Here is a 26172-nt window from a genome sequence, read left to right on the forward strand (position 1 = left end):
CGCTACGCGGCGGGCGACGCCGCGATGCCACCACTGCCCAGCGCTGGCACGCACCCGATGCCATGGGGTTTGCTTGACCGTTGCGGGCTGCTTTCAACGGCGGTCACTGAAAGCAGGTCTGGCGCTGCGCCAGGCATGTATTCATTTAGCAACACCTATCCATTGAACTTTAAGGAGTTTTGTATGAATCTGCGCCCATTGAACGATCGCGTCATCGTCAAACGCCTCGACCAGGAAACCAAGACTGCGTCCGGCCTCATCATTCCTGATGCAGCTGCTGAAAAACCGGATCAAGGCGAAGTCCTTGCCGTAGGCAATGGCAAGATTCTCGACGACGGCAAAGTGCGTCCTCTGGATGTCAAAGTGGGCGACCGCGTCCTGTTCGGCAAGTACGCCGGCCAAACCGTCAAAGTTGACGGCGATGAGCTGCTGGTCATGCGCGAAGAAGACATCATGGCGATCGTCGTCAAGTAATTGTTTCCACGTTGTAGACAGATACATCCCGAAACTCAGGAGAATTGAACATGGCAGCTAAAGAAGTAGTATTCGGCGACGCAGCGCGCGCCAAGATGGTCGAAGGCGTCAACATCCTCGCCAACGCAGTCAAAGTAACGCTGGGCCCGAAAGGCCGCAACGTGGTCCTGGAGCGCTCGTTCGGCGCCCCTACCGTCACCAAGGATGGTGTCTCGGTAGCGAAAGAAGTTGAACTCAAAGACAAGCTCATGAACATGGGCGCGCAAATGGTCAAGGAAGTTGCTTCCCGCACCAGCGACAACGCCGGCGACGGCACCACCACCGCAACCGTGCTGGCACAAGCCATCGTGCGCGAAGGCATGAAGTTCGTTGCCGCCGGCATGAACCCGATGGACCTGAAGCGCGGTATCGACAAGGCAGTTGCTGCCACCGTCGAAGAACTGGCGAAAATCGCCCGTCCTTGCACCACGACCAAGGAAATCGCCCAGGTTGGCGCGATCTCGGCAAACTCGGACTACTCGATCGGCGAGCGTATCGCTGAAGCGATGGAAAAAGTCGGCAAGGAAGGCGTCATCACCGTTGAAGACGGCAAGTCGCTGAACGACGAGCTGGACATCGTTGAAGGCATGCAGTTCGACCGCGGCTACCTGTCGCCATACTTCATCAACAACCCGGAGAAACAAGTTGCCGTGCTGGACAGCCCATTCGTCCTGCTGTGCGACAAGAAAATCTCGAACATCCGCGACCTGCTGCCGGTACTGGAACAAGTCGCAAAAGCTGGCCGTCCACTGCTGATCATCGCAGAAGACATCGAAGGCGAAGCGCTGGCCACCCTGGTTGTGAACAACATCCGCGGCATCCTGAAAACTTGCGCAGTGAAAGCACCTGGCTTCGGCGACCGCCGTAAAGCCATGCTGGAAGACATCGCTGTCCTGACCGGCGGCCAAGTGATCGCTGAAGAAGTCGGCCTGACCCTGGAAAAAGTGACCCTGGCCGAACTGGGCCAAGCGAAACGCATCGAAGTGGGCAAGGAAAACACCATCGTTATCGATGGCGCCGGCGAAGCAGCTTCGATCGAAGCACGCGTGAAACAAGTGCGCGTACAGATCGAAGAAGCGACCTCGGACTACGACCGTGAAAAACTGCAAGAGCGCGTCGCCAAACTGGCTGGCGGCGTTGCCGTGATCAAGGTTGGCGCAGCCACCGAAGTCGAAATGAAAGAGAAAAAAGCCCGCGTTGAAGATGCACTGCACGCGACCCGCGCTGCCGTGGAAGAAGGCATCGTGCCAGGCGGCGGCGTAGCCCTGCTGCGCGCACGCGCCAACATCACGGTCAAGGGCGACAATCCTGATCAAGACGCTGGTATCAAGATCGTCCTGCGCGCAATGGAAGAGCCACTGCGCATGATCGTGCAAAACGCTGGCGAAGAAGCTTCGGTCGTCGTGGCAGCCGTACTGGCTGGCTCGGGCAACTACGGCTACAACGCTGCCAACGGCACGTATGGCGACATGGTGGAAATGGGTGTCCTGGACCCAGCCAAAGTGACCCGTTCGGCGCTGCAAAACGCCGCTTCGATCGCTTCGCTGATGCTGACGACCGACTGCATGGTCTGCGAAATCGCTGACGACAAAGCAGGCGGCGGCATGGGCGGCGGCATGGGTGGCATGGGCGGCATGGGCGGCATGGACGGCATGATGTAATGTCCGTCGGCCAGTCGCGCAGGCGACGGCGCGACTGGCCGCATACGCAGGGACGGGGCTGGCAGACCAAAAGCTGCCAGCGCCTCCCGGCGGCCCCGAAAGCCACCTTCTACGGAAGGTGGCTTTTTTTCGCCTGTTCATTTGGCAAGCCCGTTAGCAAGCCCGTTTGGCAAGCCCGGCGATTGCCGGGCTGTGCGTTTTGCTTTAGCATGGCCGCCATCGTCCCTCTTTCTCACGCTCACCATCATGCCGCCACGCGCCTCTTCTTCCAAAACCACCATCATCGCCGGCATCCTGGCCGGCTTGCTGGCCGCCGGGCTCGGTGCTTTCTACCTGCATCAGCAGTCCGCGCCGCAGGCAGACAATGCCCCGACCGCGAGCAGCCAGACGGCGGTGCCGGAGCAGAACGCGCGCGCCGTCGATGCGCTGATGGCTTTGCCGGAAATCAAGGCATGGTCGGCGCATATCGAAAAGGCGTCCGGCGGCCGCGCGCACGGCGCCGTGATGGAAACGTCGCCCGAGACGCGTCTCGTCGATGGCGTCGCTTGCTACCAGCTGAGCTTTTTCGAAAGCACGCCCGATGCGGCGCACCGGTGGGAGAGTTTCGTCGTCACGCCCGATGGCAAGCGCATCCTCGTCGACGACATCGTCAGCGGCGACCTGATCAGCCTGGAACAATGGCGCAAGGACAATGCGCCCATGCAGCGCATCGCCACGCAGTAACCCCCCAAGCCAACGCGATGGCCAGGGACACCGGCGTTGCAGCGCAAGCTTTACTTTCTGGCATCGAAGCCCGATACTCGCCCACATGCCCGCCATCACCGTCCGCCCCCTCACGCCAGACGACGCCAGCGCCTACCGCGCGCTGCGCCTGGCCGGCATCGCCGAACTGCCCGCTGCCTTCTGCACCACGCATGCGGCGGAAAGCGGCTTGCCGCTGGCACAGATAGCCGAGCGCCTGCACGCCACCTCCCACCAAATAATATTTGGCGCTTTCGCCAAGGAACAATTGATCGCCATGGCCGGCCTGCGCCGCGAACCGATCGCCGTCGTGCATGACAAGGCCAGCCTGTGGGGCTTGTACGTGGCGCCGCAGGCGCGCGGGCGCGGCGCGGGACGGCAACTGGTGCAGGCCGCCATCGCCCATGCCTGCGCCATTCCCGAGCTGGGCCGCGTGCGCCTGGCCGTGGCACAGGACAACCACGCGGCGCTGACCCTGTACCTGGCTTGCGGTTTTACCCTGCAGGACTGTCCCGCATCGGATGGCATGCTGCAAATGCAGCTGTTGCTGCCCCGCCCGGCGCGTGCAAGTGCCGAAAGTAATGTCTTTATGAAAATCAATACCTTACAAATCCCTGCGAAATAGCGGACAGGCCGTTTTTTCTGTTGCAAGCAAACGCGGCAGGCCTTAGCATCGCGGCTTACAAAAAAAACTTGGGGAGAGCCAATGTCATCGGCCGAGACACAAACCGCCACGGGCAAGATGCCCCGGCAAATACCGTACATCATCGCCAACGAAGGCTGCGAACGCTTCAGCTTTTATGGCATGCGCAACATCCTGACGCCATTCCTCATCAGCACCCTGCTGCTGATGATCCCGATCGACCAGCGCACGGGCGAAGCCAAGCACGTCTTCCACACCTTCGTCATCGGCGTGTATTTCTTCCCGCTGCTGGGCGGCTGGCTGGCCGACCGCTTCTTCGGCAAATACAACACCATCTTCTGGCTCAGCCTCGTGTATTGCGCCGGCCATGCCTGTCTGGCCCTGTTTGAAAACAGCGTCAACGGCTTCTATTTCGGCCTGTTCCTGATCGCCTTCGGTTCCGGCGGCATCAAGCCGCTCGTGGCCTCGTTTGTCGGCGACCAGTTCGACCAGACCAACAAGCACAAGGCCAAGCTGGTGTTCGACCTGTTCTACTGGATCATCAACTTCGGCTCCTTCTTCGCTTCGCTGCTGATGCCGATGTTCCTGCGCGACTACGGTCCATCGATCGCATTCGGCATCCCCGGCCTGATGATGCTGGCCGCCACCATCGTCTTCTGGATGGGCGCCAAGAAATACGTGCACGTGCCGCCGGCACCGCCGAACCCCGATTCGTTCACCCGCGTGGCCCGCACGGCCCTGCTGGCGCGCGTCGACGGCGGTTCGCGTCCCGGCCTGTATGTGGCCTACGTCGGCGTGATCGGCGCCCTGTATGCGTTCTACAGCATTCCCGAATGGGGCTTCGTGATTTCCGCGTGTACGGCGCTGGTATTGCTGCTGGCCTTCGGCAGCATCGGCACGGCCATGCAGCTGGAACGCGCGCGCGGCATCCACCCCGACGAAGCCGTCGAAGGCGTGCGCGCCGTGCTGCGCATCCTCGTCATCTTCGCCCTCGTCACGCCCTTCTTCTCGCTGTTCGACCAGAAGGCTTCGACCTGGATCGTGCAAGCGAACACCATGGAAAAACCAAGCTGGTTCCTGCCGGCGCAGATGCAGGCGTTGAACCCGATGCTGGTGATGCTGCTGATCCCGTTCAACAACCTGGTGCTGTACCCGATGCTCAACCGCTTCGGCCTGGAAGCGACGGCCCTGCGCCGCATGACGGCCGGTATCGGCTTTTCCTCGCTGGCGTGGATCGTCATCGGCTTGCTGCAGCTGGCCCTCGACAGCGGCAATGCCGTCTCCATCATGTGGCAGATCCTGCCGTATGCCTTGCTGACGTTCGGCGAAGTGCTGGTCTCGGCCACTGGCCTGGAGTTTGCCTACAGCCAGGCACCCGTCTCGATGAAGGGCGCCATCATGAGCTTCTGGAATCTGTCGACCACGGTGGGCAACCTGTGGGTGCTGATCGTCAACCGCAGCGTCATGAACGAAGGCGTGATCGGCAAGATCGCCGAAAGCGGCATCAGCGTGACGGCCTTCCAGATGTTCTTCTTCGCCGCCTTTGCCGCCGTCGCCATGCTGGCCTTCGGCCTGTATGCGAAGCGCTACAAGATGGTCGATAACTACCGCCAGGCGGCCATCCCGGCAAAAGCATGATGCCGGTTTGACCTGCAGCAATGAAGAAGGGCGCCCTTGGGCGCCCTTTTTTTACGTCGTCACGGTCGGCCCATCGCGCCCCGTGTGCGCGCGGATCTGCGCCAGTTGCTCGGCCACGGCGATCAGTCCCGCCAGCGCTTCCTGGGTCGGAATGCCGTGCTGCGCGACATCGGCTTCATAGCGCTCCAGGTACAGGCGCAGGGTGGCGCCTTCGGTACCCGTGCCGGACAAGCGCAGCACGATGCGCGCGCCGTCCGTCATGACGATGCGGATGCCCTGTTGCGTCGCCAAGGAGCCGTCGACCGGGTCCGTGTAGCTGAAATCGTCGGCCAGCGCCACCGTGTAGCCATCGAGTACCTGGCCCGGCAAGGCGGCCAGCTGGCCGCGCACGGCCTGCATCAACTGCTGCGCGCCGGCGCTGTCGATGTCTTCGTAATCGTGGCGCGAGTAATAGTTGCGGCCATAGACGGCCCAGTGCGCGCGCACGATCTCTTCCACCGATTGTTTCTTCTCTGCCAGCAGGTTGAGCCAGAACAGCACGGCCCACAGGCCATCCTTTTCGCGCACGTGGTTCGAGCCGGTGCCGTAGCTTTCCTCGCCGCACAGGGTGGCCAGGCCCGCGTCGAGCAGGGTACCGAAGAACTTCCAGCCTGTCGGCGTCTCGTGGCACGGAATGCCCAGTGCGGCGGCGACCCGGTCGGCCGCGCCCGATGTGGGCATGGAGCGGGCGATGCCCTTCAAGCCCGCGCGGTAGCCGGGCGCCACGGTGGCGTTCGCGGCCAAAATCGCCAGGCTGTCCGACGGCGTCACGTCGAAGCGCCGGCCAACGATCATGTTGCGGTCGCCGTCGCCATCCGAGGCGGCGCCGAAGTCGGGGGCCTCATTGTCACCATCTCCGGCCGCCATGATGGCAATCAATTCCTGCGCGTTGACGGGATTCGGGTCCGGATGGCCGCCGCCAAAGTCTTCCAGGGGCACGCCGTTGATGACGCTGCCCTTCGGCGCGCCCAGCATGCCTTCCAGGATGGCCGTCGCATACGGGCCGGAGACGGCGTGCATGCCGTCAAAGCAGATGCGCAAGCCGCCCGCGAACAGGGCGCGGATGGCGTCGAAGTCGAACAGCTGCTGCATCAGTTCCGCGTAATCTTGAACCGGATCGATCACTTCGACCGTCATCTGCTCGATGCGCACCGAACCCGGTTTGTCGAGATCGATGTCGGCTGCGTCGCTGATGCGGTATTCGGCGATGCCTTGCGTGCAGGCGTAGATGGCCTCGGTGACCTTTTCGGGCGCCGGGCCGCCATTGGCGATGTTGTACTTGATGCCGAAATCGCCATCGGGGCCGCCCGGATTATGGCTGGCCGACAGGATGATGCCGCCGCTGGCGCCATGCTTGCGGATGACGCAGCTGACGGCCGGCGTCGACAGGATGCCGCCCTGTCCCAGCAGCACGCGCGCGTAGCCGTGCGCGGCCGCCATGCGCAGCACCGTCTGGATGGCCGCGCGGTTGTAAAAGCGCCCGTCGCCGCCCAGCACCAGGGTCTGGCCGCGGCAGTCGCCCAGCGTGTCAAAAACGCTCTGCACGAAGTTTTCCAGATACTGCGGCTGGCTGAACACAGCCACCTTCTTGCGCAGGCCCGAAGTGCCGGGCCGCTGGCCGGCTACCGGCGCCGTGTTGATGATTTGAATAGCCATCTTGCCTCCTTATTAACTTCCGATGGTAACGCATGCCAGGCAAGCGGCAAAGCGTTGTACGCCTGCCACGGTGCGCCAAGCCGCTTAGCGCTACACTCCGGCATGCCATATAATGAGAATCATTCTCATATGCGGCACTCCTGGCTGCGGACTCATACATCGGACGCCGTGGTTGCACGCTATTACCAAGAACTGTTGAACTTTTGCTGGCGCAGCTTGCGCAACCGCGAAGCTGCTGCCGACCTGGTGCAGGAAAGCTATGCGCGCGTGCTGGGCGAAGCGGCCGTGCGCGAACCGCGCGCGCTGCTGTACCGCACGGCGCGCAATCTGCTGATCGACAATCACCGCCGCGCCGCCCTGCGCCAGCATGAGGAGCTCGACGCCCTGCCCGAGGCCGCGCATCCGGCCGCGCCGCGCCACTTGCAGCCGGACCAGGCGCTCGAAAGCAGCCAGGACTGGCAAGCCTGCGTGGCCGCCATCGACGCCTTGCCGCCCCGCTGCCGCGACGCTTTCGTGTTGCACGTCTTCGAGGAATTGCCGCACGCGCAGATCGCCGCGCGCATGGGCATTTCCGTGAGCATGGTGGAAAAACATATCGCGCGGGGCATGCTCAGTTGCCAGGCGCAGTTGCATTCTTTGCGGGAAGCCACATAATGGCGCCCATGACCGCCCACCCGCCCCGCCATGATTTCGGCCCGTCCGCGCAGGACGAGGCGGACTTGCGCGAGTACGCCGACTTTGCCGCCACGCAGGACGGCGTGGCGCTGGCCGCGGCAAGCTGGTTTGGCCGGCGCGGCAACCTCGATGCACAGCAACAGGCCGAATTTTCCGCCTGGCTGGCAGCCGACGCGCTGCACGCGCAAGCGTACGCGCAGCTGCGGGACACGCACCGCGTGGCGCGCAAGATTCCCGCGCAGGTCGCCGCGCGCTGGGTAGTGCCCCACGCAGCGTCATCCTCCCGCCCCCGCCGCCACTGGCTGCGCGCGCTGCCGTATGCGGCCGCCGCCATGTTGCTGCTCAGCGTGGGCGCGGGCGGCTACCAGTGGTGGCAACAGCAAGCCGTGTTCAGCCAGTCGTATGCCACCATGCGCGGCCAGCGCCTGGCCGTCTCGCTGCCCGATGGCAGCAAGGTAGAACTCGATACGGCCACGCAGCTGCACGTTACCCTGTACCGCCAGCGCCGTGAAGTGCGCCTGGCGCACGGCGAAGCGCTGTTCCAGGTGCAAAGCAGACAGGGCCAGCCCTTCGACGTGCTGAGCGGTCCCTTGACAGTGACGGTGGTGGGCACGCAGTTTTCCGTGCGCAATACGCTCGAACACGACGGCCAGCTGCGCGTGGCCGTACAGCAAGGTTACGTGCGCGTGGCGGGCGCAGGACAAGACCTGGCCGACCTGCGGGCCGGCCAGGGCGTCAGCGCCGACGCCGGCGGCCGCCTGTCCGCCATCGCCAGCCTGGCCCCAGGCAGCGTTGCGCCATGGCGCAACGGCAGGGTCACCTTCGACAATGTGCCGCTGGGCGCGGCACTGGCCGAATTCGAGCGCTATGGCGACACGGGCTTCGTCGTGCGCGATCCCGCCGTGGCGCAGCTGCGCATCGGCGGCAGCTTCAGCCTGACCCAGCTCGACCGCTTCGCCGCCGCCCTGCCGCAGCTGTTGTCCGTGCAGATCGTGCGCAGCGGCGGCGCCAGCGAGATCCGCATGGCAGCAAAAATGCCGGCGCAGGCCCCTGCGATGCGACTGCCTGAAAAATAAATGCAAATAAGTCGCATTCGCAGGTGAGGGTTTTGCCCGCTGCCGCGTCTACCAAGTTAATCGACAATAAATTAACCTGGAGAAATGCAACATGTGGTCCCCCCGCCTCAATCTGACACCCGCCCCCCTCGCCCTGGCCGCCATGCTGGCCCTGGGCACCATTTCCCTGGCACAGGCGCAAACGGCGCCCGCCGTCACACTGGCCATCGCCGCCCAGCCGCTGGGCCAGGCACTGAATGAGCTGGCGCGGCAAGCCAATCTGCAACTGCTGTTCGCGCCCGAACTCGTGGCCGGCAAGACGGCGCCCGCCGTCAGCGGCACCCTCAGCGTGGCCAACAGCCTGGAGCGTCTGCTGGCCGGCAGCGGCCTGACGGCTGCCATCGATGGCAGCAGCGTCATCATCCGCTCCGCGCCCGCCGCCACGGGCAAGGTGGCGACCCTGGCGGAAATTACCGTCAGCGCCCGCCAGGAGGCAGTGATCGACAGCGAGCTGACCAAGTCATACGCGGCGCAAGCGGTGAGCATCGGCAAGGGCCAGCAAAGCCTGCGCGAAATTCCCCAATCCGTCTCCGTGCTGACGCGCCAGCAGTTGAATGACCAGAATTTGCTGAGCCTGGATGACGCCATGCGCGGCGTGACGGGCATCACCGTCGAGGCCAGCAGCACGGGCGGCAACCACGGCAACTTTTATTCGCGCGGCTATGCGCTTGACTCGGTGCAGGTCGATGGCGTGATGACGCCGGCCAGCACGGGCAACGACCTGTCGGCCGGCTTCGGGCTGGCCATCTATGACCGCGTGGAAGTGCTGCGCGGCCCCGCCGGCCTGTTCCAGGGCGCGGGCGACCCGGGCGGCACCATCAACCTGGTGCGCAAGCGCGCGCGCGACACCTTTGCCGCCAGCGGCGTGCTCAGCGCAGGTTCCTGGGACCGCTACTACGCGGAAGCGGACGTCACGGGCCCCCTGAGCGCGGATGGCAAGGTGCGCGGCCGCCTGGTGGCCGCGTATGAACACCGGCGCTCCTTCGTCGACCATGTGTATGCGGAAAAACCGCTGCTGTACGGCACCGTTGCCATCGACGTGGCGCCGGGCACCGTACTGACGGGCGGCGTCACCCACCAGCAATACAAGGGCCGTCCCGCCTTCGGCCTGCCCGCGTATGAAGACGGGCGCCTGCTCGACGTGCCCCGCTCCACCTACCTCGACCCGGCCTGGAACCACATCACGGAAAAGGTCACCGAATACTTTGCCGAACTCGATCATAAACTGGCGAACGGCGGCCAGTTCAAGGCGACCGCCCTGTACCGCGAGCAGGACGAACCGTCGCGCAATTTCGGCTGGTCCGACTGTTCCGCCGATCCCGTCACGGGCGACAGCTGCCTGGTCAGCTGGAACTACCGCAGCCACTGGAAGACACAGGGCCTGGACGCCTACCTGGCCACGCCGTTCCAGGCGTTTGGCCGCAGCCACGACCTGATCGTGGGCGCCGACTACCGCCAGGTGCACAAGAATTTCCAGTATGGCGGCGGAGACAATGCGCCGATCAACATCTTTCATCCCGATAACAATATCGCGCGGCCCAGCTATACCTTTTCCAACGGCAATGACAACCGCACCAAACAGTTCGGCCTGTACGCGCGCACCCGCCTGCAAGCGACCGAGCGCCTGGCCGTCAACTTGGGCGGGCGCGTGACGCACTGGGACAACCATACCGTCAACCGCAACGCGTATTTCAACCAGTTCACCGATGTCAGCAACACCATCAAGGCCAAGTTCACACCGTATGCGGGCCTGGTCTACGAGCTCGACAAGCAGGTGTCGGCCTACGGCAGCTACACGCGCATCTTCACGCCCCAGAGCACCACGGACGCTGCCGGCCAGACGCTGAAACCGCGCACGGGCCAGCAGTTCGAGCTGGGGCTGAAGGCGGAGCTGTTCGACAAGAACGTCAACGCGCATGCGGCCCTGTTCCGCATGGAAGACGAAAACCGCGTCATGCCCGACCCGGCCAACCCGCTGTTCTCCATCGGCGCCGGCAAGATGCGCAGCCAGGGCATGGAAGCCGAGCTGAGCGGCAGTCCCCTGCCCGGCTGGAACATCACGGGCGGCTATTCCTACACCAGCACGCGCACCCTCGAAGGCAGCGACGACCAGAAGGCGCAGCTGTATTCCTTCATCGCGCCGCGCCACAATGTCAATCTGTGGACTAATTACCGGCTCGCCGGCGCGCTCGATAAAGTCAGCGTGGGCGGCGGCTTGCGCAGCGTCAGCAGCATGTACCGCCTGAACGGGCCCGTGAAATTCGAGCAGGGACCCGTCACCACAGTGGGCTTGCAGGCTGGCTACCGCCTCAGTCCCACACTGGAGCTGTCGCTGACGGTGAACAACCTGTTCGACAAAAAATACTACACGCGCGTGTGGGCCGCCTATGGCTCCAACTTCTATGGCGAACCGCGCAACGCCATGCTGACCCTGCGCGGCCAGCTGTAAACGCCCGCGCTCCTGCGCATGCACGGCCGCCGCCAGCAATGGGGCGGCCGTGCGCGTTGACGGCATCGCTGCGGCTTCATTACCACATCGCTCTCTTGCATGTCTCGCAACCCCGCACTATAATAAGAATAGTTCTCATTCACATTTAGATTCCCACCCGAGTTTGCGCACAGTCGCCTGACTGATGCGCGGCTGGATGACACGCTGCGCCAGCCAGGCACCACCGCCAAGCAAGCCTCCCATACCAAAAACGCCAGCCGCTCGACGGCGGGCACACGAGAAGAAGGATGTTTCATGGCGCGAGCACGTTCGCTGGCCGGCATGGTTGCCGGCCCGTTTTCCCCACCAGTTTCCAATGTCGCCATGCGTCCGCTGGCCATCGCCGTGCATTCCGCATTGCTGACGGCAGCGCTGGGCGCCGGCGCGGCCCTGGCTGCGGAGGCACCCGCCAAGCCCGATGAAGCCACTCTGAGCGAGATCAAGGTAGTGGGCCAGCAAGACAAGGCAGCGACCGAGCACACGGGTTCCTACACCACCAAACAGATGGCCACGGCGACGCGCATGGGCCTGTCGATCCGCGAAACGCCGCAATCGATTTCCGTGGTGACGCGCCAGCGCATGGACGACATGGGCTTGAACAGCCTGGCCGAGGTACTGGTGCAGTCGACGGGCGTGACGGTGCAGGAGAACGACAGCGAACGCACCAGCTTTTCGGCGCGCGGCTTTTCCATCGGCAATTACCAGATCGACGGCGTGGCCGTCAATTCAGGCAGCAATGCGCTGTTCGACACGGCCATCTATGACCGCATCGAGATCGTGCGCGGCGCCACGGGCCTGGTCAGCGGCAATGGCGACCCGTCGGCCACCATCAACATGATGCACAAGCGTCCCGGCAAGGAGTTTGCCGCCTCGGCCGGCCTGACCGTGGGTTCCTGGAGCAAGGTCCGGCTCGAAGGCGACATCAGCGCGCCGCTGAATGCGGACGGCAGCATCCGCGGGCGCGTCGTGGTGGCAGGCCAGAACCGCCATTCCTACATGGACCTGTACAAGGAACGCAAGCTGGTGGGCGCCGTCATCGTCGAGGCGGATCTGACGCCTGCAACGTTGCTGACGGCCGGCATCGACTATCAAAAGAACACGCCGAAAGGCACGAGCTGGGGCACCACGCCCCTGTTCTTCTCGGACGGCACGCCGGCCAACATGCCGCGCTCGTTCAACATGGCGGCCAAGTGGAGCAGCTGGGAGCGCGCATTCGAAAACAAATACGTCTACCTCGAACACCGCTTTGCCAACGACTGGAAAATCAAGGCCGCCTACGGGCGCCTGGACAGCTCCTCGAACGGCAAGCTGTTCTACGGCGGCAGCGGCTATCCGAAACGCGACGGCAGCGGCCTGGAAGTCTGGAGCGGCGCCTTCCCCTACGATGAAAAACAGGACAACTTCGACCTGTCGGCCAACGGCACTTTCCCCCTGTTCGGCCGCCAGCACGACCTGGTGCTGGGCGTGAACGGCTGGAAGCGCAGCGGCACGACGAATGAAACCTTGCTGCCCGATCCGCTGCCATTTGCCACCACCATCCCCGACTTCCGCAACTGGACCGGCGACGTGCCCGAGCCGGCGCTCACGCGCACGGGCGCGCGCGACGTCGCCACCACCAAGCAGTCCGGCGCCTTCATCGCCACGCGCATCAATGTCACGGACAGTTTCAAGGTACTGGCTGGCGCGCGCGTCTCCAAATGGGAAACATATAACGACCGCTACGATACCCAGGGCCGTTTTGTGAAACGCAGCTCCGCCTACAAGACGGACGATGTCGTCACGCCGTACGCGGGCGTGGTGCTTGACGTGAGCAAGAGCACGTCGCTGTACGCCAGCTACACGGACCTGTTCAAGCCGCAAAACCTGAAGGACAAGAACAACGCCTTCCTCGACCCGATTACGGGCAGCAATGTGGAAGCGGGCGTGAAGAGCGAATTCTTCGACGGCGCCGTGAATGCCTCGTTTGCCGTGTATGAAGCCAAGCAGGACAACCTGGGCGAGGAAGACAAATCGGTGCCGCTGACCTTCGTGCTGCCGGACGGCAGCCGTCCCTATATCTCGACGGGCAAGGGCACGAAAAGCAAGGGTTACGAGGCGGAAGTGTCGGGCAGCCCCTTGAGCGGCTGGCAGCTGTTTGCCGGCTACACGCACAGCAAATCGAAGACGGGCAAGGGCGTGGTGACCAACACCATCCAGCCGACCAACATGCTGCGCGTCTCGACCACCTACCGCCTGCCGGGCGAGCTGCAAAATCTCACCATCGGCGGCGGCTTGAACTGGCAGAACGAGATCTGGACGACGGCCACCCTGCCGAACAAAAGCAAGATCCGGGTCAGCCAGGGCAGCTACGTGCTGGCCAACCTGATGGCGCGCTATCAGATCAGCCCGAAACTGTCGGCCAGCCTGAATGTCAACAACCTGTTCGACAAGACGTATTTCCGCCGCGTGGGTTTCTATAACGGCGGCTATTACGGCGAACCGCGCAACGTGGCGCTGAACCTGCGCTACCAGTACTGATGCATCGCAGGCCGCTGTCCCCCGGGAGCGCGGCCGCTTTGTCCATTTCACATAAGAAGATAAGGGATACACCATGCACATCACCTCCATCGCGCGCCTCGGCGCCCTCGCTGCCGCCCTGCTGGGCGCGGCCCTCGTTTCCGGCACGGCCAGCGCGCACCAGATCTGGCTGCAGCAGGACGGCAAGGCGGCCAGCGTGTACTTCGGCGAGTTCGGCGACAACCTGCGCGAGGCGTCGCCCGGCCTGCTGGACAAGTTCAGCATCAAGAACGTGACATGGGTGTCGGCCAAGGGCACGCAGCCTTTGCAGGCGAGCAAGACGGCCGGCGCGTTCATCCTGAATGGCAAGGTGGGTGCCGGCGAAAGCATCATCGTCGAGGAAGACAACTACCCGTCGTGGGAAGAGAAAAAGGATGGCAGGAGCACGCGCACCGTGTGGGTCCCGGCCGCACGCCTGATCGCCGACGGCAAGGCGCAAGCGCCCGCGCTGACCCTCGACCTGGTGCCGACCGGCAAACCAGGCCAGTTCCAGGTCAGCTACCAGGGCAAGCCGCTGGCGCAAGCCAAGGTCAACGCCGTGGTGCAGTCGGGCTGGGGCAAGGAAGCGTGGAGCGATGCGCAAGGCCTGGTCAGCTTCCCGCTGCCATGGAAGGGCACCTATGTGCTGGAAGTGCAGCACACGGACAAGACGGCCGGCCAGCGCGGCACGCAAGCCTATGACAAGGCCATGTTCGTGACGACCCTGAGCCTGGTGCAGCCGCAAGGCGTGACGCCGCTGCCGGCCGGCCCGGCCCTGCCGCCGAGCAAGGATCACGACTGACCATGCAAGCGCCAGCCATCACTGAAACGATTGAAAAACCTGCGCGCCTGCGCCTGTCCGCCGACGCAGCGTACCGCCTCGGCGTGGCTTCGCGCAGCGTGGCGGCCATCGTTGGCGGCTACGTGCTGGCCGCGCTGGTCACCATACTGCTGTCGGTAAGCCTGCCCATGGCCCGTTCCGAAGCCGTCATGACAGCCACCCTGCTGTCGTTTGCCATCTACACCTGCGCCGTGATGTGGGTCTTCGCCACGCGCAGCGCCCTGCGCGCCTGGCTGGGCCTTGCGATCCCCGCCACCGTCATCGCCGCCATCCTGCAGTGGATGGACGCACTATCCTGGAGTTTCGCATGAAAGAAGGTTTCCGCCAGTCGATGGCATGGCTGCACACCTGGTCCGGCCTGCTCGTCTGCTGGATTTTGCTGCTGGTGTTTTGCGCCGGCACGGCCAGCTACTACCGCAATGAAATCACCCTGTGGATGCAGCCCGAATTGCACGGCGCCGCCGCCAGCCAGGTAAGCACCGAGGAAGCGGCCAGCGTGGCGCAGAAGGCGATGGAAGAGCGGGCAGAAGGCGCCACGCGCTGGTTCATCAGCCTGCCCGGCGAACGCAGCCCGGCCACGCAACTGGGCTGGAGCAAGCCTTCGAAGCCCGGCGAAAAGAAACGCGGACGGCGCGGCAATTTTCATAGCGAAAAAGCCGACCCGGCCACGGGCGAAGTGCTGTCCAAGCCGCGCGAGACGCGGGGCGGCGAATTCCTCTACCGCCTGCATTTCGACCTGCATTACATGCCGGCCATCTGGGCCCGCTGGATCGTGGGTTTCTGCGCCATGTTCATGTTTGTCTCCATCATCAGCGGCATCGTCACGCACAAGCGCATCTTCAAGGACCTGTTTACCTTCCGGCCGAAGAAGGGCCAGCGCTCGTGGCTGGACGCGCATAACGTGACGGCCGTGCTGGCCCTGCCCTACCACATCATGATCACCTACACGGGCCTGGTCACGTTGATGTTCCTGTACATGCCTTCCGGCGTCACGGCCGCCTACAAGGGCGACCAGGATGCCTTCTTCGCCGAAGCATTCCCGGGCCGCTCGGGCGACAGCAAGCCAGCCGGCGTGGCCGCGCCGTTGGCACGGTTGGCGCCCCTCGTGCGCCAGGCGGAACAGCATTGGGGCGGCGGCAAGGTCGAGCGCATTTCCGTCAACCACCCGGGCGACGCCAACGCCACCATTTCGCTGACGCGCGCCGGTGGACGCGACATGTCGTCGAAGCAGCCGTCGATGGAATTCGATGGCGTTTCCGGCAAGCTGTTGTCAAGCGATGGCGACGCGCAGCCCGGCGCGGCAGCCACGCAAGGCGTGATGGTTGGACTGCACGTCGCGCATTTCGGCGGCCCGCTGCTGCGCGCCCTGTTCTTCCTGTCCGGCCTGGCCGGCTGCGCCATGGTCGCCACGGGCGCCTTGCTGTGGGCCGTCAAGACGCGCCAGAAGCAGGCCAAGGCGCTGGCCGCCGGCAAGCGCGCCAGCTTCGGCCTGCGCCTGGTCGAAGCGCTCAACATCGGCGCCATCGCCGGCATCCCGATCGCCTTTGGCGCCTACTTCTGGGCCAACCGCCTGCTGTCCGTGACGATGGAAGACCGGCCGAAAGAGGAAATCGCCTGCTTCTTCGGCGCCTGGGCCCTGGCCGCCATCATCGCCCAGCTGCGCCCGTCGCGCGCCATGTGGCGCATGCAGCTGGCCGCCGGCGCCTTCCTGCTGGCATCGCTGCCTGTGCTGAACGTCTTCACGACCAGTTCGCACCTGGGCGTGACCCTGTTCCTGGGCCGCGGCCCCGTGGCGGTCGCCGCCTTCGACCTGGTGGTGCTGGTGCTGGGCCTGGGCCTCGCGTATGCGGCGTTCAAATTGAAACCGCTGCCCGTGAAGGCGGCCAAGGCAGCAGCGGTGAAACCGGCGCAAACGATGGAGGCCGCGTGATGGAGCTGCTGTCGAACTTCCTCGTGTTTGCCCTGTGCTATGCGGGCCTGTCCTCGCTGTGCCTGGCGATGGATCGCCATTACGCCGACCTGCACGGACGCGGCGCCGAACCGCCCGCGCCACTCCGCCGCCGCTTGCAATGGGCCGGCTGGCTGGCGCTGGCCGCCGGCCTGGCCTGGGCCATGCACATCGCCGGCGGCGGTTACGGCCTCGTCTACTGGGTCGGCAGCCTGACGGGCTGCGGCTTGCTGCTGATCTGGCTGCTGCCCTATGCGCCGCACCAGGCCATGCGCCTGGCGCGCATGATCGGCGTGGCTGCCGTGCTGGCCGCCGTCGCGCTGGCCATTCTGTAGATATCGTGGCCATGCCAGGCAGTCCGTTCGCGCCCTCTCCCCTGCTGGCCACGCAGCTGGAAAGCCATTACCGCGCACACCACGGCTGGCTGGCGCACTGGCTGCAACGGCGCCTGGGTAACGCTGCCGAGGCCGCCGACCTGATGCAGGATACTTTCGCGCGCCTGCTGGCCGGCGCGCCAATGCAGCCGCAAACGCCGGCCCTGCGCGCCCCCAAGGCTTACCTGGCGACCGTCGCCAAACATCTGCTGATCAACCATTTGCGCCGCCAGTCGCTGGAACGGGCGTGGCTGGCAACGCTCGCCGCCCTGCCCGAACAGCATCTGCCATCGACCGAGCAGCGCGTGGAAATCCTGCAGGCGCTGCAAGCGGTCGATGCCATGCTCGACGGCCTGAAACCGAAGGTGCGCGCCGTCTTCATCATGGCGCAGATCGAAGGCCATGCCTACGCGGATATCGCCGCGCTGCTGGGCATCGGCGAGCGCTCCGTGAAACGCTACATGGCCGAGGCGCTGACGGAATGCGTGCTGCTGGCGCCGGATTTTCCCGCATGAGCGCCGCTGCTTCGCCATATCCTCCGCTGTCGCGCAAGGTGGCGCGCCAGGCCGTCGAATGGTATTTATTGGAGCAGTCGGGCCAGGCCACGCCGGACGACCTGGCCGCCAGCGCCGAATGGCGCGCACGCGACCCGGAACATGCGCGCGCCTGGAACAGGGTGCAGCAGGTGAGCCAGACGGCTGGCCTGCTGCCGCCGGATCTGGCCGTGCCTGTGCTGCGCCGGCCGCAGCGCCGCGTGGCCGTGCAGGTATTGCTGGCGCTGATGGCGGCGCCCGCCGCGTGGCTGCTGGTGCGCCACGAAATGCTGGCCGATTACCGCAGCGGCGTGGGAGAACGGCGTGTAGTGTCCCTGCCCGATGGCGGCACCCTGGTGCTCAACACGGACAGCGCAGTCGACGTGGCGTATGGCGCCGGCGAACGCCTGCTGACCCTGCGCCGCGGCGAAGCGCTGGTGCAGACGCGCGCCGATCATGCGGGCAGCCGCCCTTTCATCGTCGCCACCTGCCATGGCCGCATCCGCGCGCTGGGCACGCGCTTTACCGTGCGCGTCGACGACGACAGCAGCCGCGTGACGGTGCTGGAGCACGCGGTGGAAATCACGCCGCGCGCGCCGTCGGCCACCGTCCGCACGCTCATGGCGGGACAGCAAAGCCGCTTCGACGCCAGCCACGCCGGCCTGCCCACGCCGGCCCCGCCGCAAGCCGATGCGTGGGCGCGCGGCATGCTGGCGGCGCAGGACATGCGCCTCGATGCCTTCGCCTTGGAGCTGTCACGCTACCGCCCCGGCCTGCTGCGCGTGGAGCCGCAAGTGGCGGGCCTGCGCCTGTCGGGCGCCTTCCAGCTCGACGACACGGACGCCGTGCTGGAAAGCCTAGCGCGCATGCTGCCCGTCGACGTGCTGTACCGCACCCCGTACTGGGTCACCATCGCGGCCCGCAAAAAATAGTTGACAAGAATTGGCCCCTTTTTTCGGCATGGCCTGTCCTGTGAGTATTACAACGACACTCACAGGAAAGGCAAGACCATGCACCCACCCCGTTTGACTCCCCTCGCGCGCGCCATAGGCAGCGCCGTGTTCCTGCTGTCGCTGGCGCAGGCGCCGGCCATGGCAGCCGATGCCATCACGCCAGCCGCCGCGCAAACGGTTTTCCACGTGCCGGCCGGCGAACTATCCACCGCCATCGCCAGCTTTGCCATCGAGGCGAAGGTGAGCGTGGGCGCGGCGGCCGACCTGCTGCAAGGCGTGCGCACGCAGGGCCTGAGCGGCAGCTACACGGTGCCGCAGGCACTGGCCCGCCTGCTGGCTGGCACGGGCCTCGATGCGCTGCCCAGCGGGGAACGCAGCTACGTGCTGCGCAAGGCAGGCACGGCATCGCCCGCCGCGCCGATTGCCGCGACCCTGGGCGAAGTAGCCGTCAGCTCCAGCGCCCTGCGCGACGGCACCACGGAAGGCAAGCGCGGCTACGCGGGCCTGACCAGCGCCACGCGCCTGAACCTGTCGCTGCGCGAAACACCGCAAGCCGTCAGCGTCATCACGCGCCAGCAGATCGAGGACCAGGGCTTGCGCACCTTGCAGGACGTGCTAGTGCAGGCGCCCGGCATCACGGTCGACCATTCGTCGAGCACGCGCGAATACGACCAGGTATTTTCACGCGGCTTCGAAGTGACGTCGTACATGTTCGACGGCATCCCGACCAGCAAAAACCTGGAAGCGCGCACCTACGACATGGCCATCTACGACCGCGTCGAAATCATCCGAGGCGCCACGGGGCTGATCAGCGGCACGGGCAGTCCGTCGGCCGCCATCAATCTCGTGCGCAAGCGCCCGGGCCGCGCGTTTGCCGCCGCGGCCGGCGCGCAGCTGGGCTCTTGGGACCGCTACCGCATCGAAGGCGATGTCTCGACGCCGTTGACGGCGGACGGCAAGGTGCGCGCGCGCATCGTCGCCGCGCATGAAGACCAGCGCTCGTTCATCGACCGCTACCAGCAGAAAAAGGACGTGCTGTACGCCATCGTCGAAGCGGACCTGACGCCGTCGACGGTGCTCAGCGCCGGCATCAACTACCAGCAGGAAAAGCTCAAGGGCGCGGGGCGCGAATTCCCCATGTTCTATGCCGACGGCTCGCAAACCCATTTTTCCCGCTCGATGAACGGCACGGCCGCGTGGAGCACGTATGACCGCGAACAGAGCATGCTGTTCGCCACGCTCGACCATTATTTCGACAATGACTGGATCGCCAAGGTGGCCGTCAGCCGCAGCAGCAACCAGTACGATGCCTTGCAGGGTTTTTCCGGCAACGGCTACCCGGACCGCGTAACGGGCGGCGGCATGAAGCTGTGGCTGGCCAACTGGCACAGCAAGCCGCAACAGACCTCGCTCGACGCCTACGTCAGCGGCCCGTTCCAGGCCTTCGGCCGCAAACATGAACTGGTGCTGGGCGTGAGCGCCTCGGAACTCAAGACGAATAGCCCCATCTATCCGGGCTGGCGCCTGACTGGCTACGACTACACGGTGCCGGATATCCACGCCTGGAATGGCGCCATGCCGGTGCCCGACTACAGCGGCACGCGCCTGGGCAGCTCGTACGACAAGGAGCGCGAAAGCGGCCTGTATTCGACCCTGCGCCTGCGCCCGACGGATGCGCTGTCGGTGATTTTGGGTGCGCGCCTGTCGTACTGGAAGCGCGACATCCGCAGCGATTACGATGCCGACACGGACTTGTACGACGCGATGCGCGAAAACGGCAAGATCACGCCGTATGCGGGCCTCGTCTACGACCTGGGCCGGCACTGGTCGGCCTATGCCAGCTACACCAGCATCTTCACGCCGCAAAGCCAGCGCGACGTCAACAGCCGCTTCCTGGCGCCGCTGGAAGGCAAGAACTACGAAGTGGGCGCCAAGGGCGAATTCTTCGACGGCAAGCTCACCACCAGCGCCGCCCTCTTCCAGCTGAAGCAGGAAAACCTGGCCGAAGCCGATCCGGGCAATGTCTGGATCATCGGCACGGGCGGCGGCTCTTACGCCTACCACACGGTCAAGGGCGCCACCACGCGCGGCTTCGAGGCGGAAGTCTCTGGCCAGCTGCGTCCCGACTGGCAACTGACGGCCAGCTATGCGTATAGCCGCATCCGCAATGCCGCCGGCGCACGCATCCAGACCAACCAGCCGCAGAACATGGCCAAGCTGTGGACCACCTGGCGCCTGGCGCAAGGCGTGCCTGGCCTGGTGCTGGGCGGCGGTGTGAACTGGCAAAGCGATATCTACATGGATGACCGCGGGCCGAACGGCGAACGCTTCACGCAGAAGGCCTATGCGGTGGCGGGACTGATGGCGCAGTACCAGCTCAGCAAGCAACTGGTGGCGACCCTGAACGTCAACAATGTCTTCGACAAGCGCTACTACTCGACGGGCATGGGCGGCTATTACGGCGATCCGCGCAACGCCATGCTGTCGCTGCGCTATCAGTTCTGAATGGCTTCGCCACTTTTGAGCAGCGCCTCGATACCCTCGGGCGCCATGGCGCGGCCCAGGTAGTAGCCAAACGCCTCGTCGCAGCCCATCTCGGCCAGCAGTTCCAGCTGCTCGCCGCTTTCCACCCCGCCGGCGATGGTGCGCAGTCCGAGCGTGCGCGCCATCGCCACGATGGCGCGCACCATGGCGCCGTCGCCGCCCGGCTTTCCCACGTCGTCGACAAAACACTTTTCGATCTTCACGGCATCCGTGGGAAAGCGTTTCAGGTAGTTCAGCGAAGCGTCGCCCGTGCCAAAATCGCTGATGGCAATCGCCATGCCCAGCTGGCGGAACTGGCGCAGTATCAGTTCGCAGTTCTGGTTGCGGGCGATCAGAATGCCGGCGGCGATTTCCAGTTCAATGCAATGCCCCGGCACGCCGGCCGCCTCCAGCGCAGCGGCGAAATTGCGTGCGATATCGCGCTGGTAGAACTGGCGCGCCGACAGGCTGACGGACACCGTCAGCATCTGCCCCTGCGCGATCCAGCTGCGCGCCTGCTCCACCGCCGTGGCCATCACCCAGGCCCCAACCGGCAGGATCAGGGCGCTTTCCTCCAGTACCGGTAAAAAGTCGAGCGGCATCATCAGGCCCAGTTCCGGGTGCTTCCAGCGCAGCAGCGCCTTCACGCCCGTGATCCTGCGCATCTTCAAGTCCATGCGCGGCTGGTAGTACAGCGCGAATTCATCGCGTTCGAGCGCGTGGCGCAGGGCCGTCTCGAGGATGGTGCGCGAATACGACTGCGTCTGCATGCGCGGCGCGTAGCGCAGGCAGGTACCGGGCGCGCGGCGCTTGGCCGCATACATGGCCAGGTCGGCCTTTTCGATCAGCGCATTGACGTCGTCGTCGTCGTCCGGGTACAGGGCCACGCCCACGCTGGCCGCCACCGACAGGCTGTATTCGCCGATGACGAAGGGGGCGGCGATGGCGCCGACGATTTTTTCGGCCACCCGCTCGGCATCGTGCGCCGTGCGCAATTCCGTCAGCAGGATGATGAATTCGTCGCCGCCCTGGCGCGCCACCGTGTCGACCTTGCGCACGCACTGCTGCACCCGGCGCGCGAACTCCGTCAGCACCTGGTCGCCCACGTCGTGCCCCAGGCTGTCGTTGATGGATTTGAAGCGGTCGATGTCGACAAACAGCACGGCCAGCAACGCCTGGTGGCGGCGCGCGTAGGCGATACCGTGCTCGAAGCGGATCTGGAAATGCAGCCGGTTTGGCAGCCCCGTCAGGCCGTCGTGGTGGGCGATGAATTCCAGCTGCTGCTCGGCGCGCCGGCGCGCCGACACATCGTGCAGCAGCAGTACGGCGCCACCCTGCGCCAGCGGCGCGCAGCTGTACTGCACGTCGATGCGCTTGCCGTCGAGATGGCGCAGCAGCACGGCGCCGCGCGCCACTTCCAGCACTTCCTGCTGCGCCACGCAGTCGCGCACCTGGCGCGCCGCATCGATGGGCGTGCCGTCATGGAACAGGGGCAGCAGCTGTGTCACGGGCTGGCCCAGGCCACCGTCGCCCAGCAGTCCGCCCATGGCGCTGGCGCGGGGATTCAGGTACTGCACCACGCCATCGTGGTCCGTGCCGATGACGGCCGCCGGCAGCGCCTGCAACAGGGCCAGCGCATCGGCCATGCGCTGGCCCTGCGCCGCCTGCAGCACCACGCCCGTCGCATGGCGCAGGCGCCACGCGCGCGCCGCCTGCCACTGGCAGGCCAGCAGCAAGCTCAGCACCACGGCCAGGACCAGGCACAGCGCCAGCAGCAGCGCCGTCATGCGTCACCCGGCAGGCAAGATTTGGAAGACATGCTTTTCCTTTGCAACGCGCGCCATGCGGCCGGGCGCAGAACCATGCGGAAAGGAAATAGTATAAGAATTTGGGCGCGATATTTGCCTGATCGGGGGCCGCTTGACTGGCATCAAGCGGAACGGGGCAGGTCTTCGTCAGGCCAGCGACAGCCTCCGGGCCAGCGCGACACCGGCCGGTGCGGCCGCGCCGGGCGCCGCATGCAGCTTGAAGATGCTGACGGCGTCGGCCAGGCTGGCCGCCTGCTGCTGCAGCGCGTCCGCAGCGGCGGCGGCCTGCTCCACCAGGGCCGCATTCTGCTGCGTCACGCCATCCATCTGGCTGATGGCGATGCTGATCTGCTCGATGCCGTCGCGCTGCTCCACGCTGGCCACGGCGATCTCGCCAATGATGGCGTTGACGCGCTCCACGCTGCTCACCACGTCATCCATCGTGCGCCCCGCCTGGCCGGCCAGCACGCTGCCCTCTTCCGCCGTGCGCACGGATTCGCCGATCAGCTGCTTGATTTCCATGGCCGCCGCTGCCGAACGTTGCGCCAGGTTGCGCACCTCGGTGGCAACGACGGCAAAGCCGCGTCCCTGCTCGCCGGCCCGCGCCGCTTCCACGGCCGCATTCAGGGCCAGGATATTCGTCTGGAAAGCAATGCCGTCGATGACGGCGATGATATCGACGATACGCTTCGACGAAGCATTGATATGGCTCATGGTCTGCACCACCTGCGCCACGGCCTCGCCGCCGCGCTGCGCCACGTCGGAGGCGCCGCCGGCCAGCTGGCGCGCCTGGTCCGCGTTGTCGTTATTCTGCCGCACGGTGGACGTCAGCTCGATCATCGAGGCAGCCGTTTCTTCCAGCGAACTGGCCTGTTCTTCCGTCCGCGACGACAGGTCCATGTTGCCGCTGGCGATTTCGCCGGACGCCGTGGCGATGGCGTCCGTGCCGGCGCGCACCCGTCCCACGATGGCGGCCAGGTTACCGCTCATGGCTTTCAAGGCGCGCAGCAGGTCGCCGATTTCATCGCGGCTGCCGTCGGCCACCACGGCGCGCAGGTCGCCCGCCGCCACCTGCTGGGCGATGCCGACGGCCGCACCGAGCGGCACGGTGATGCTGCGGATCAGCCACCACACGGTCACGCTGCCGACGACCAGGGTCACCAGCACGGTGGCCAGCATCGCGATGCTGGCGCTGCGGTGCGCGGCCGCATCCTGCTCCTTCATCTGCGCCATCAGGGTGTGCGACTGCTTGCCGATGGTCGCGACGATGGCGTCGATCTGGCGCGTCGGTTCGCGGTCCATGCCTTTCACCAGCGCATCGACGGTCTGGGCGCTGTCGGCGCGCGCGCCATCATACTTTTGCAGCGCCGCCAGGTAGCTGACGCCCAGCGCGTCGTGCGCCTGCAGCGCGTGCTCCACGGGCGCCGTGTCGAGCTTCAGCGCCCCCATCATCGCTTGCAGGCTTTTCAATTCCTTGCGCGTCTGCGCGCCGCTGGCGACGAAGGCTTCGCGGTAGCGCTGGAAGGCGGCAGCATCGCCGCCGCGCAGCAGGATGTTTTTCCATTCCTGCACCTGGATCTTGAATTCCACCTGCGCGCTGCGCGCCGCGTCGACCGCTTCCGTCAAGGCGACGGAACGCTGCATGGCGTCCGCGCTGCGCGCACTGGCCGCGTCGAGAGCGCTCCAGCCGCGCACGCCCACGAACACCAGCGCAAGAAAAAAGAAGGCGCCCAACAGACCCAGGCGGACGGAAATTTTCAGATTCGCGAGTTGCATGTGTTTCTCCCGGCAGCAAGAACAGGATGGCAACAAAGGCGCCGCCAAAACTAACCAATTCTCACCAAATGAAGAAATCATGCGGCGCACCCCGTGAAAAACCAAGCAGCGCTTTCGTTAGAGAAACACTTTCAACATAGAAACAACAAATTACAGCACAAGGTTGACTGGATGGTCATGATTTTCCGTCACCGTTATGGTCATCCGGGCAAGCTTGCTGGCAGCGTCAGCGCGCCACCACAGCGGCTCCCGCGAACTCTTCGCGCAGCAGCGGATACAGCCGCCGGTAGCGCGCCAGGCGGTCGTCCAGCACGGCAGAAGCCTGCGGCGCCACCGTTTCCTGCATGGGCGGGCGCGTGCACACCTGCGCGGGCGGCAAGCCCGTCACCGCCATCTGCGCCAGGCGCGCCGCGCCCATGGTGCCGCCGGCCACGCCGTGGTCGTGGCGCAGCACGTGCAAGCCCGAGGCATTCGCGCACAGCTGCGCCCAGAAGCGGCTGCGCGAGCCGCCGCCGACGAACGACGCTTCTTCCAGATGCGTGCCGGCGCTGCGCAAGGCCGCATTGCCGTCGGCCATGGCAAAGGCCACGCCTTCCATCACGCTGTAGGCCAGTTCGGCGCGCCCGTGTTCCGTCGACAAGCCGAAAAATACGCCGCGCGCGGAGGCATCGTTATGCGGCGTGCGTTCGCCGCTCAGGTAGGGCAGGAAGACCGGCGCCGTGCGCGCCTCGACATTTTCCGCCAGGCTGACCAGTTCGCCGATATCGCTCGACTGCGTCAGCCGCGCCACCCAGCTGAGGCTGGACGCGGCACTGAGGATCACGCTCATCTGGTGCCAACGCTCGGGCAGGCAATGGCAGAACGCATGCACGCCCTGGCCCGGATTCGGCGCAAAACCATCGCTGCCCGCGAACAGCACGCCCGAGGTACCCAGCGACAGCAGGCCGGCGCCCGGCTCCACCACGCCCAGGCCCACGGCGGCGGCTGCGTTGTCGCCCGCGCCGCCGGCCAGCAGCACCGGATGCGCGATGCCCCACTCCTGGCACAGGGACGGGCGCACCTGCGCCGCAGCGTCGCTGCCTTCGACCAGGCGCGGCATATGCTCGCGCGTCAAGCCAGTAGCGGCCAGCATGCGCTCGGACCAGTCGCGCCTGGCCACGTCCAGCCACAGGGTGCCGGAAGCGTCGGACATGTCGGACACATACTCGCCTGTCAGGCGCAGCGCCACGTAATCCTTCGGCAGCAAGACCTTGGCCGTGGCGCGGAACAGCGAGGGTTCGTACTTTTGCAGCCACAGCAGCTTGGGCGCCGTGAAGCCGGGCATCGCCTGGTTGCCCGTGATGGCGCGCGACTCGGGCACCAGCGCCTCGAGTTCCACGCATTCGGCAAACGCCCGCGTGTCATTCCACAGGATGGCCGCGCGCAGCACGTGCTGCTGCTTGTCGAGCAGGGTCGCGCCATGCATCTGGCCCGACAGGGCAATGCCGCGCAGGCCGGAAAACGCCACCGGCTGCGCGGCGCGGATGGCCGCGATGACGTCCAGGGTGGCGTGCCACCAGTCCTCGGGATTCTGTTCCGACCAGCCGGGATGGGGGCTGGAGACGCGCAGGGTCACGCCGGCGCTGGCAAGGATGGCCTGGGCATCATCGGTGAGGATGGCCTTGACTTCGGAAGTGCCGATATCGATACCGAGATAAGTCATTTGATTCCAA

Annotated in this window: 20 protein-coding genes; 16 read left to right on the plus strand and 4 right to left on the minus strand. The window is 65.3% G+C overall.

Annotation, left to right across the window (positions count from 1 at the left end; translation table 11 throughout):
• Positions 1–183: 183 nt before the first annotated feature.
• The 5 genes from groES (at position 184) to U0004_RS24490 (ending at position 5196) form a co-directional block, all read left to right on the plus strand.
• Positions 184–474, plus strand: coding sequence for a co-chaperone GroES (gene groES / locus U0004_RS24470; RefSeq protein ID WP_010400979.1), 291 nt, complete (start codon positions 184–186; stop codon positions 472–474).
• Between the two features lie 50 nt (positions 475–524).
• The gene (gene groL / locus U0004_RS24475; RefSeq protein WP_034786546.1) at positions 525–2174 is read left to right on the plus strand and encodes a chaperonin GroEL; all 1650 of its coding nucleotides are present in this window, start codon (positions 525–527) and stop codon (positions 2172–2174) included.
• A gap of 246 nt (positions 2175–2420) precedes the next feature.
• On the plus strand, positions 2421–2897 hold the full coding sequence (locus tag U0004_RS24480; RefSeq protein WP_034786768.1) for a hypothetical protein: 477 nt from the start codon (positions 2421–2423) through the stop codon (positions 2895–2897).
• A gap of 85 nt (positions 2898–2982) precedes the next feature.
• Positions 2983–3540 (plus strand): GNAT family N-acetyltransferase, encoded by a 558-nt coding sequence (locus tag U0004_RS24485; RefSeq protein WP_070257977.1) that lies wholly within the window; start codon positions 2983–2985, stop codon positions 3538–3540.
• Positions 3541–3621: 81 nt separating this feature from the next.
• Entirely contained in the window at positions 3622–5196 is a 1575-nt protein-coding gene (locus U0004_RS24490; RefSeq protein ID WP_034786545.1) for a POT-type proton-dependent oligopeptide transporter, read from the plus strand.
• A 51-nt stretch (positions 5197–5247) separates the two neighbouring features.
• Here the strand turns inward: U0004_RS24490 and U0004_RS24495 are convergent, their stop codons facing one another.
• Positions 5248–6891: an alpha-D-glucose phosphate-specific phosphoglucomutase gene (locus U0004_RS24495; RefSeq protein ID WP_070257978.1), complete on the minus strand. Its 1644-nt coding sequence runs from the start codon at positions 6889–6891 to the stop codon at positions 5248–5250.
• A gap of 168 nt (positions 6892–7059) precedes the next feature.
• On the opposite strand from U0004_RS24495, the gene U0004_RS24500 reads away from it, so the two are divergent.
• The 11 genes from U0004_RS24500 (at position 7060) to U0004_RS24550 (ending at position 20858) form a co-directional block, all read left to right on the plus strand.
• Entirely contained in the window at positions 7060–7545 is a 486-nt protein-coding gene (locus U0004_RS24500; RefSeq protein ID WP_174718109.1) for a sigma-70 family RNA polymerase sigma factor, read from the plus strand.
• An 8-nt stretch (positions 7546–7553) separates the two neighbouring features.
• Positions 7554–8642: a FecR family protein gene (locus U0004_RS24505; protein WP_070257994.1), complete on the plus strand. Its 1089-nt coding sequence runs from the start codon at positions 7554–7556 to the stop codon at positions 8640–8642.
• 91 nt (positions 8643–8733) lie between these two features.
• Complete coding sequence (locus tag U0004_RS24510; protein WP_070257980.1) at positions 8734–11130, plus strand: TonB-dependent siderophore receptor; 2397 nt, start codon at positions 8734–8736, stop codon at positions 11128–11130.
• A gap of 294 nt (positions 11131–11424) precedes the next feature.
• On the plus strand, positions 11425–13686 hold the full coding sequence (locus tag U0004_RS24515) for a TonB-dependent siderophore receptor (RefSeq protein ID WP_081345759.1): 2262 nt from the start codon (positions 11425–11427) through the stop codon (positions 13684–13686).
• Between the two features lie 73 nt (positions 13687–13759).
• The gene (locus U0004_RS24520) at positions 13760–14506 is read left to right on the plus strand and encodes a DUF4198 domain-containing protein (RefSeq protein WP_070257981.1); all 747 of its coding nucleotides are present in this window, start codon (positions 13760–13762) and stop codon (positions 14504–14506) included.
• Positions 14507–14508: 2 nt separating this feature from the next.
• Complete coding sequence (locus U0004_RS24525; RefSeq protein WP_081345760.1) at positions 14509–14856, plus strand: DUF3649 domain-containing protein; 348 nt, start codon at positions 14509–14511, stop codon at positions 14854–14856.
• The gene (locus U0004_RS24530) at positions 14853–16475 is read left to right on the plus strand and encodes a PepSY-associated TM helix domain-containing protein (RefSeq protein WP_070257982.1); all 1623 of its coding nucleotides are present in this window, start codon (positions 14853–14855) and stop codon (positions 16473–16475) included. The genes U0004_RS24525 and U0004_RS24530 overlap by 4 nt, the downstream gene beginning before the upstream one ends.
• Complete coding sequence (locus tag U0004_RS24535) at positions 16475–16828, plus strand: DUF3325 domain-containing protein (RefSeq protein WP_070257983.1); 354 nt, start codon at positions 16475–16477, stop codon at positions 16826–16828. The genes U0004_RS24530 and U0004_RS24535 overlap by 1 nt, the downstream gene beginning before the upstream one ends.
• 11 nt (positions 16829–16839) lie before the next feature.
• Positions 16840–17382 carry a sigma-70 family RNA polymerase sigma factor gene (locus tag U0004_RS24540; RefSeq protein ID WP_070257984.1) on the plus strand — a complete coding sequence of 181 codons (543 nt, stop codon included), beginning with the start codon at positions 16840–16842 and terminating at the stop codon, positions 17380–17382.
• Entirely contained in the window at positions 17379–18332 is a 954-nt protein-coding gene (locus U0004_RS24545; RefSeq protein WP_070257985.1) for a FecR domain-containing protein, read from the plus strand. The genes U0004_RS24540 and U0004_RS24545 overlap by 4 nt, the downstream gene beginning before the upstream one ends.
• Positions 18333–18410: 78 nt before the next feature.
• Positions 18411–20858, plus strand: a complete 2448-nt coding sequence (locus tag U0004_RS24550) for a TonB-dependent siderophore receptor (RefSeq protein WP_070257986.1) — start codon at positions 18411–18413, stop codon at positions 20856–20858.
• Here the strand turns inward: U0004_RS24550 and U0004_RS24555 are convergent.
• The 3 genes from U0004_RS24555 to xylB form a co-directional block, all read right to left on the minus strand.
• Positions 20849–22663 carry a putative bifunctional diguanylate cyclase/phosphodiesterase gene (locus U0004_RS24555; RefSeq protein WP_081345761.1) on the minus strand — a complete coding sequence of 605 codons (1815 nt, stop codon included), beginning with the start codon at positions 22661–22663 and terminating at the stop codon, positions 20849–20851. The genes U0004_RS24550 and U0004_RS24555 overlap by 10 nt on opposite strands.
• Positions 22664–22831: 168 nt before the next feature.
• Entirely contained in the window at positions 22832–24460 is a 1629-nt protein-coding gene (locus tag U0004_RS24560) for a methyl-accepting chemotaxis protein (protein ID WP_070257987.1), read from the minus strand.
• A gap of 226 nt (positions 24461–24686) precedes the next feature.
• On the minus strand, positions 24687–26162 hold the full coding sequence (gene xylB / locus U0004_RS24565; protein WP_070257988.1) for a xylulokinase: 1476 nt from the start codon (positions 26160–26162) through the stop codon (positions 24687–24689).
• Positions 26163–26172: the final 10 nt, after the last annotated feature.

Source organism: Janthinobacterium lividum (assembly GCF_034424625.1).
Classification (GTDB): domain Bacteria; phylum Pseudomonadota; class Gammaproteobacteria; order Burkholderiales; family Burkholderiaceae_D; genus Janthinobacterium; species Janthinobacterium lividum.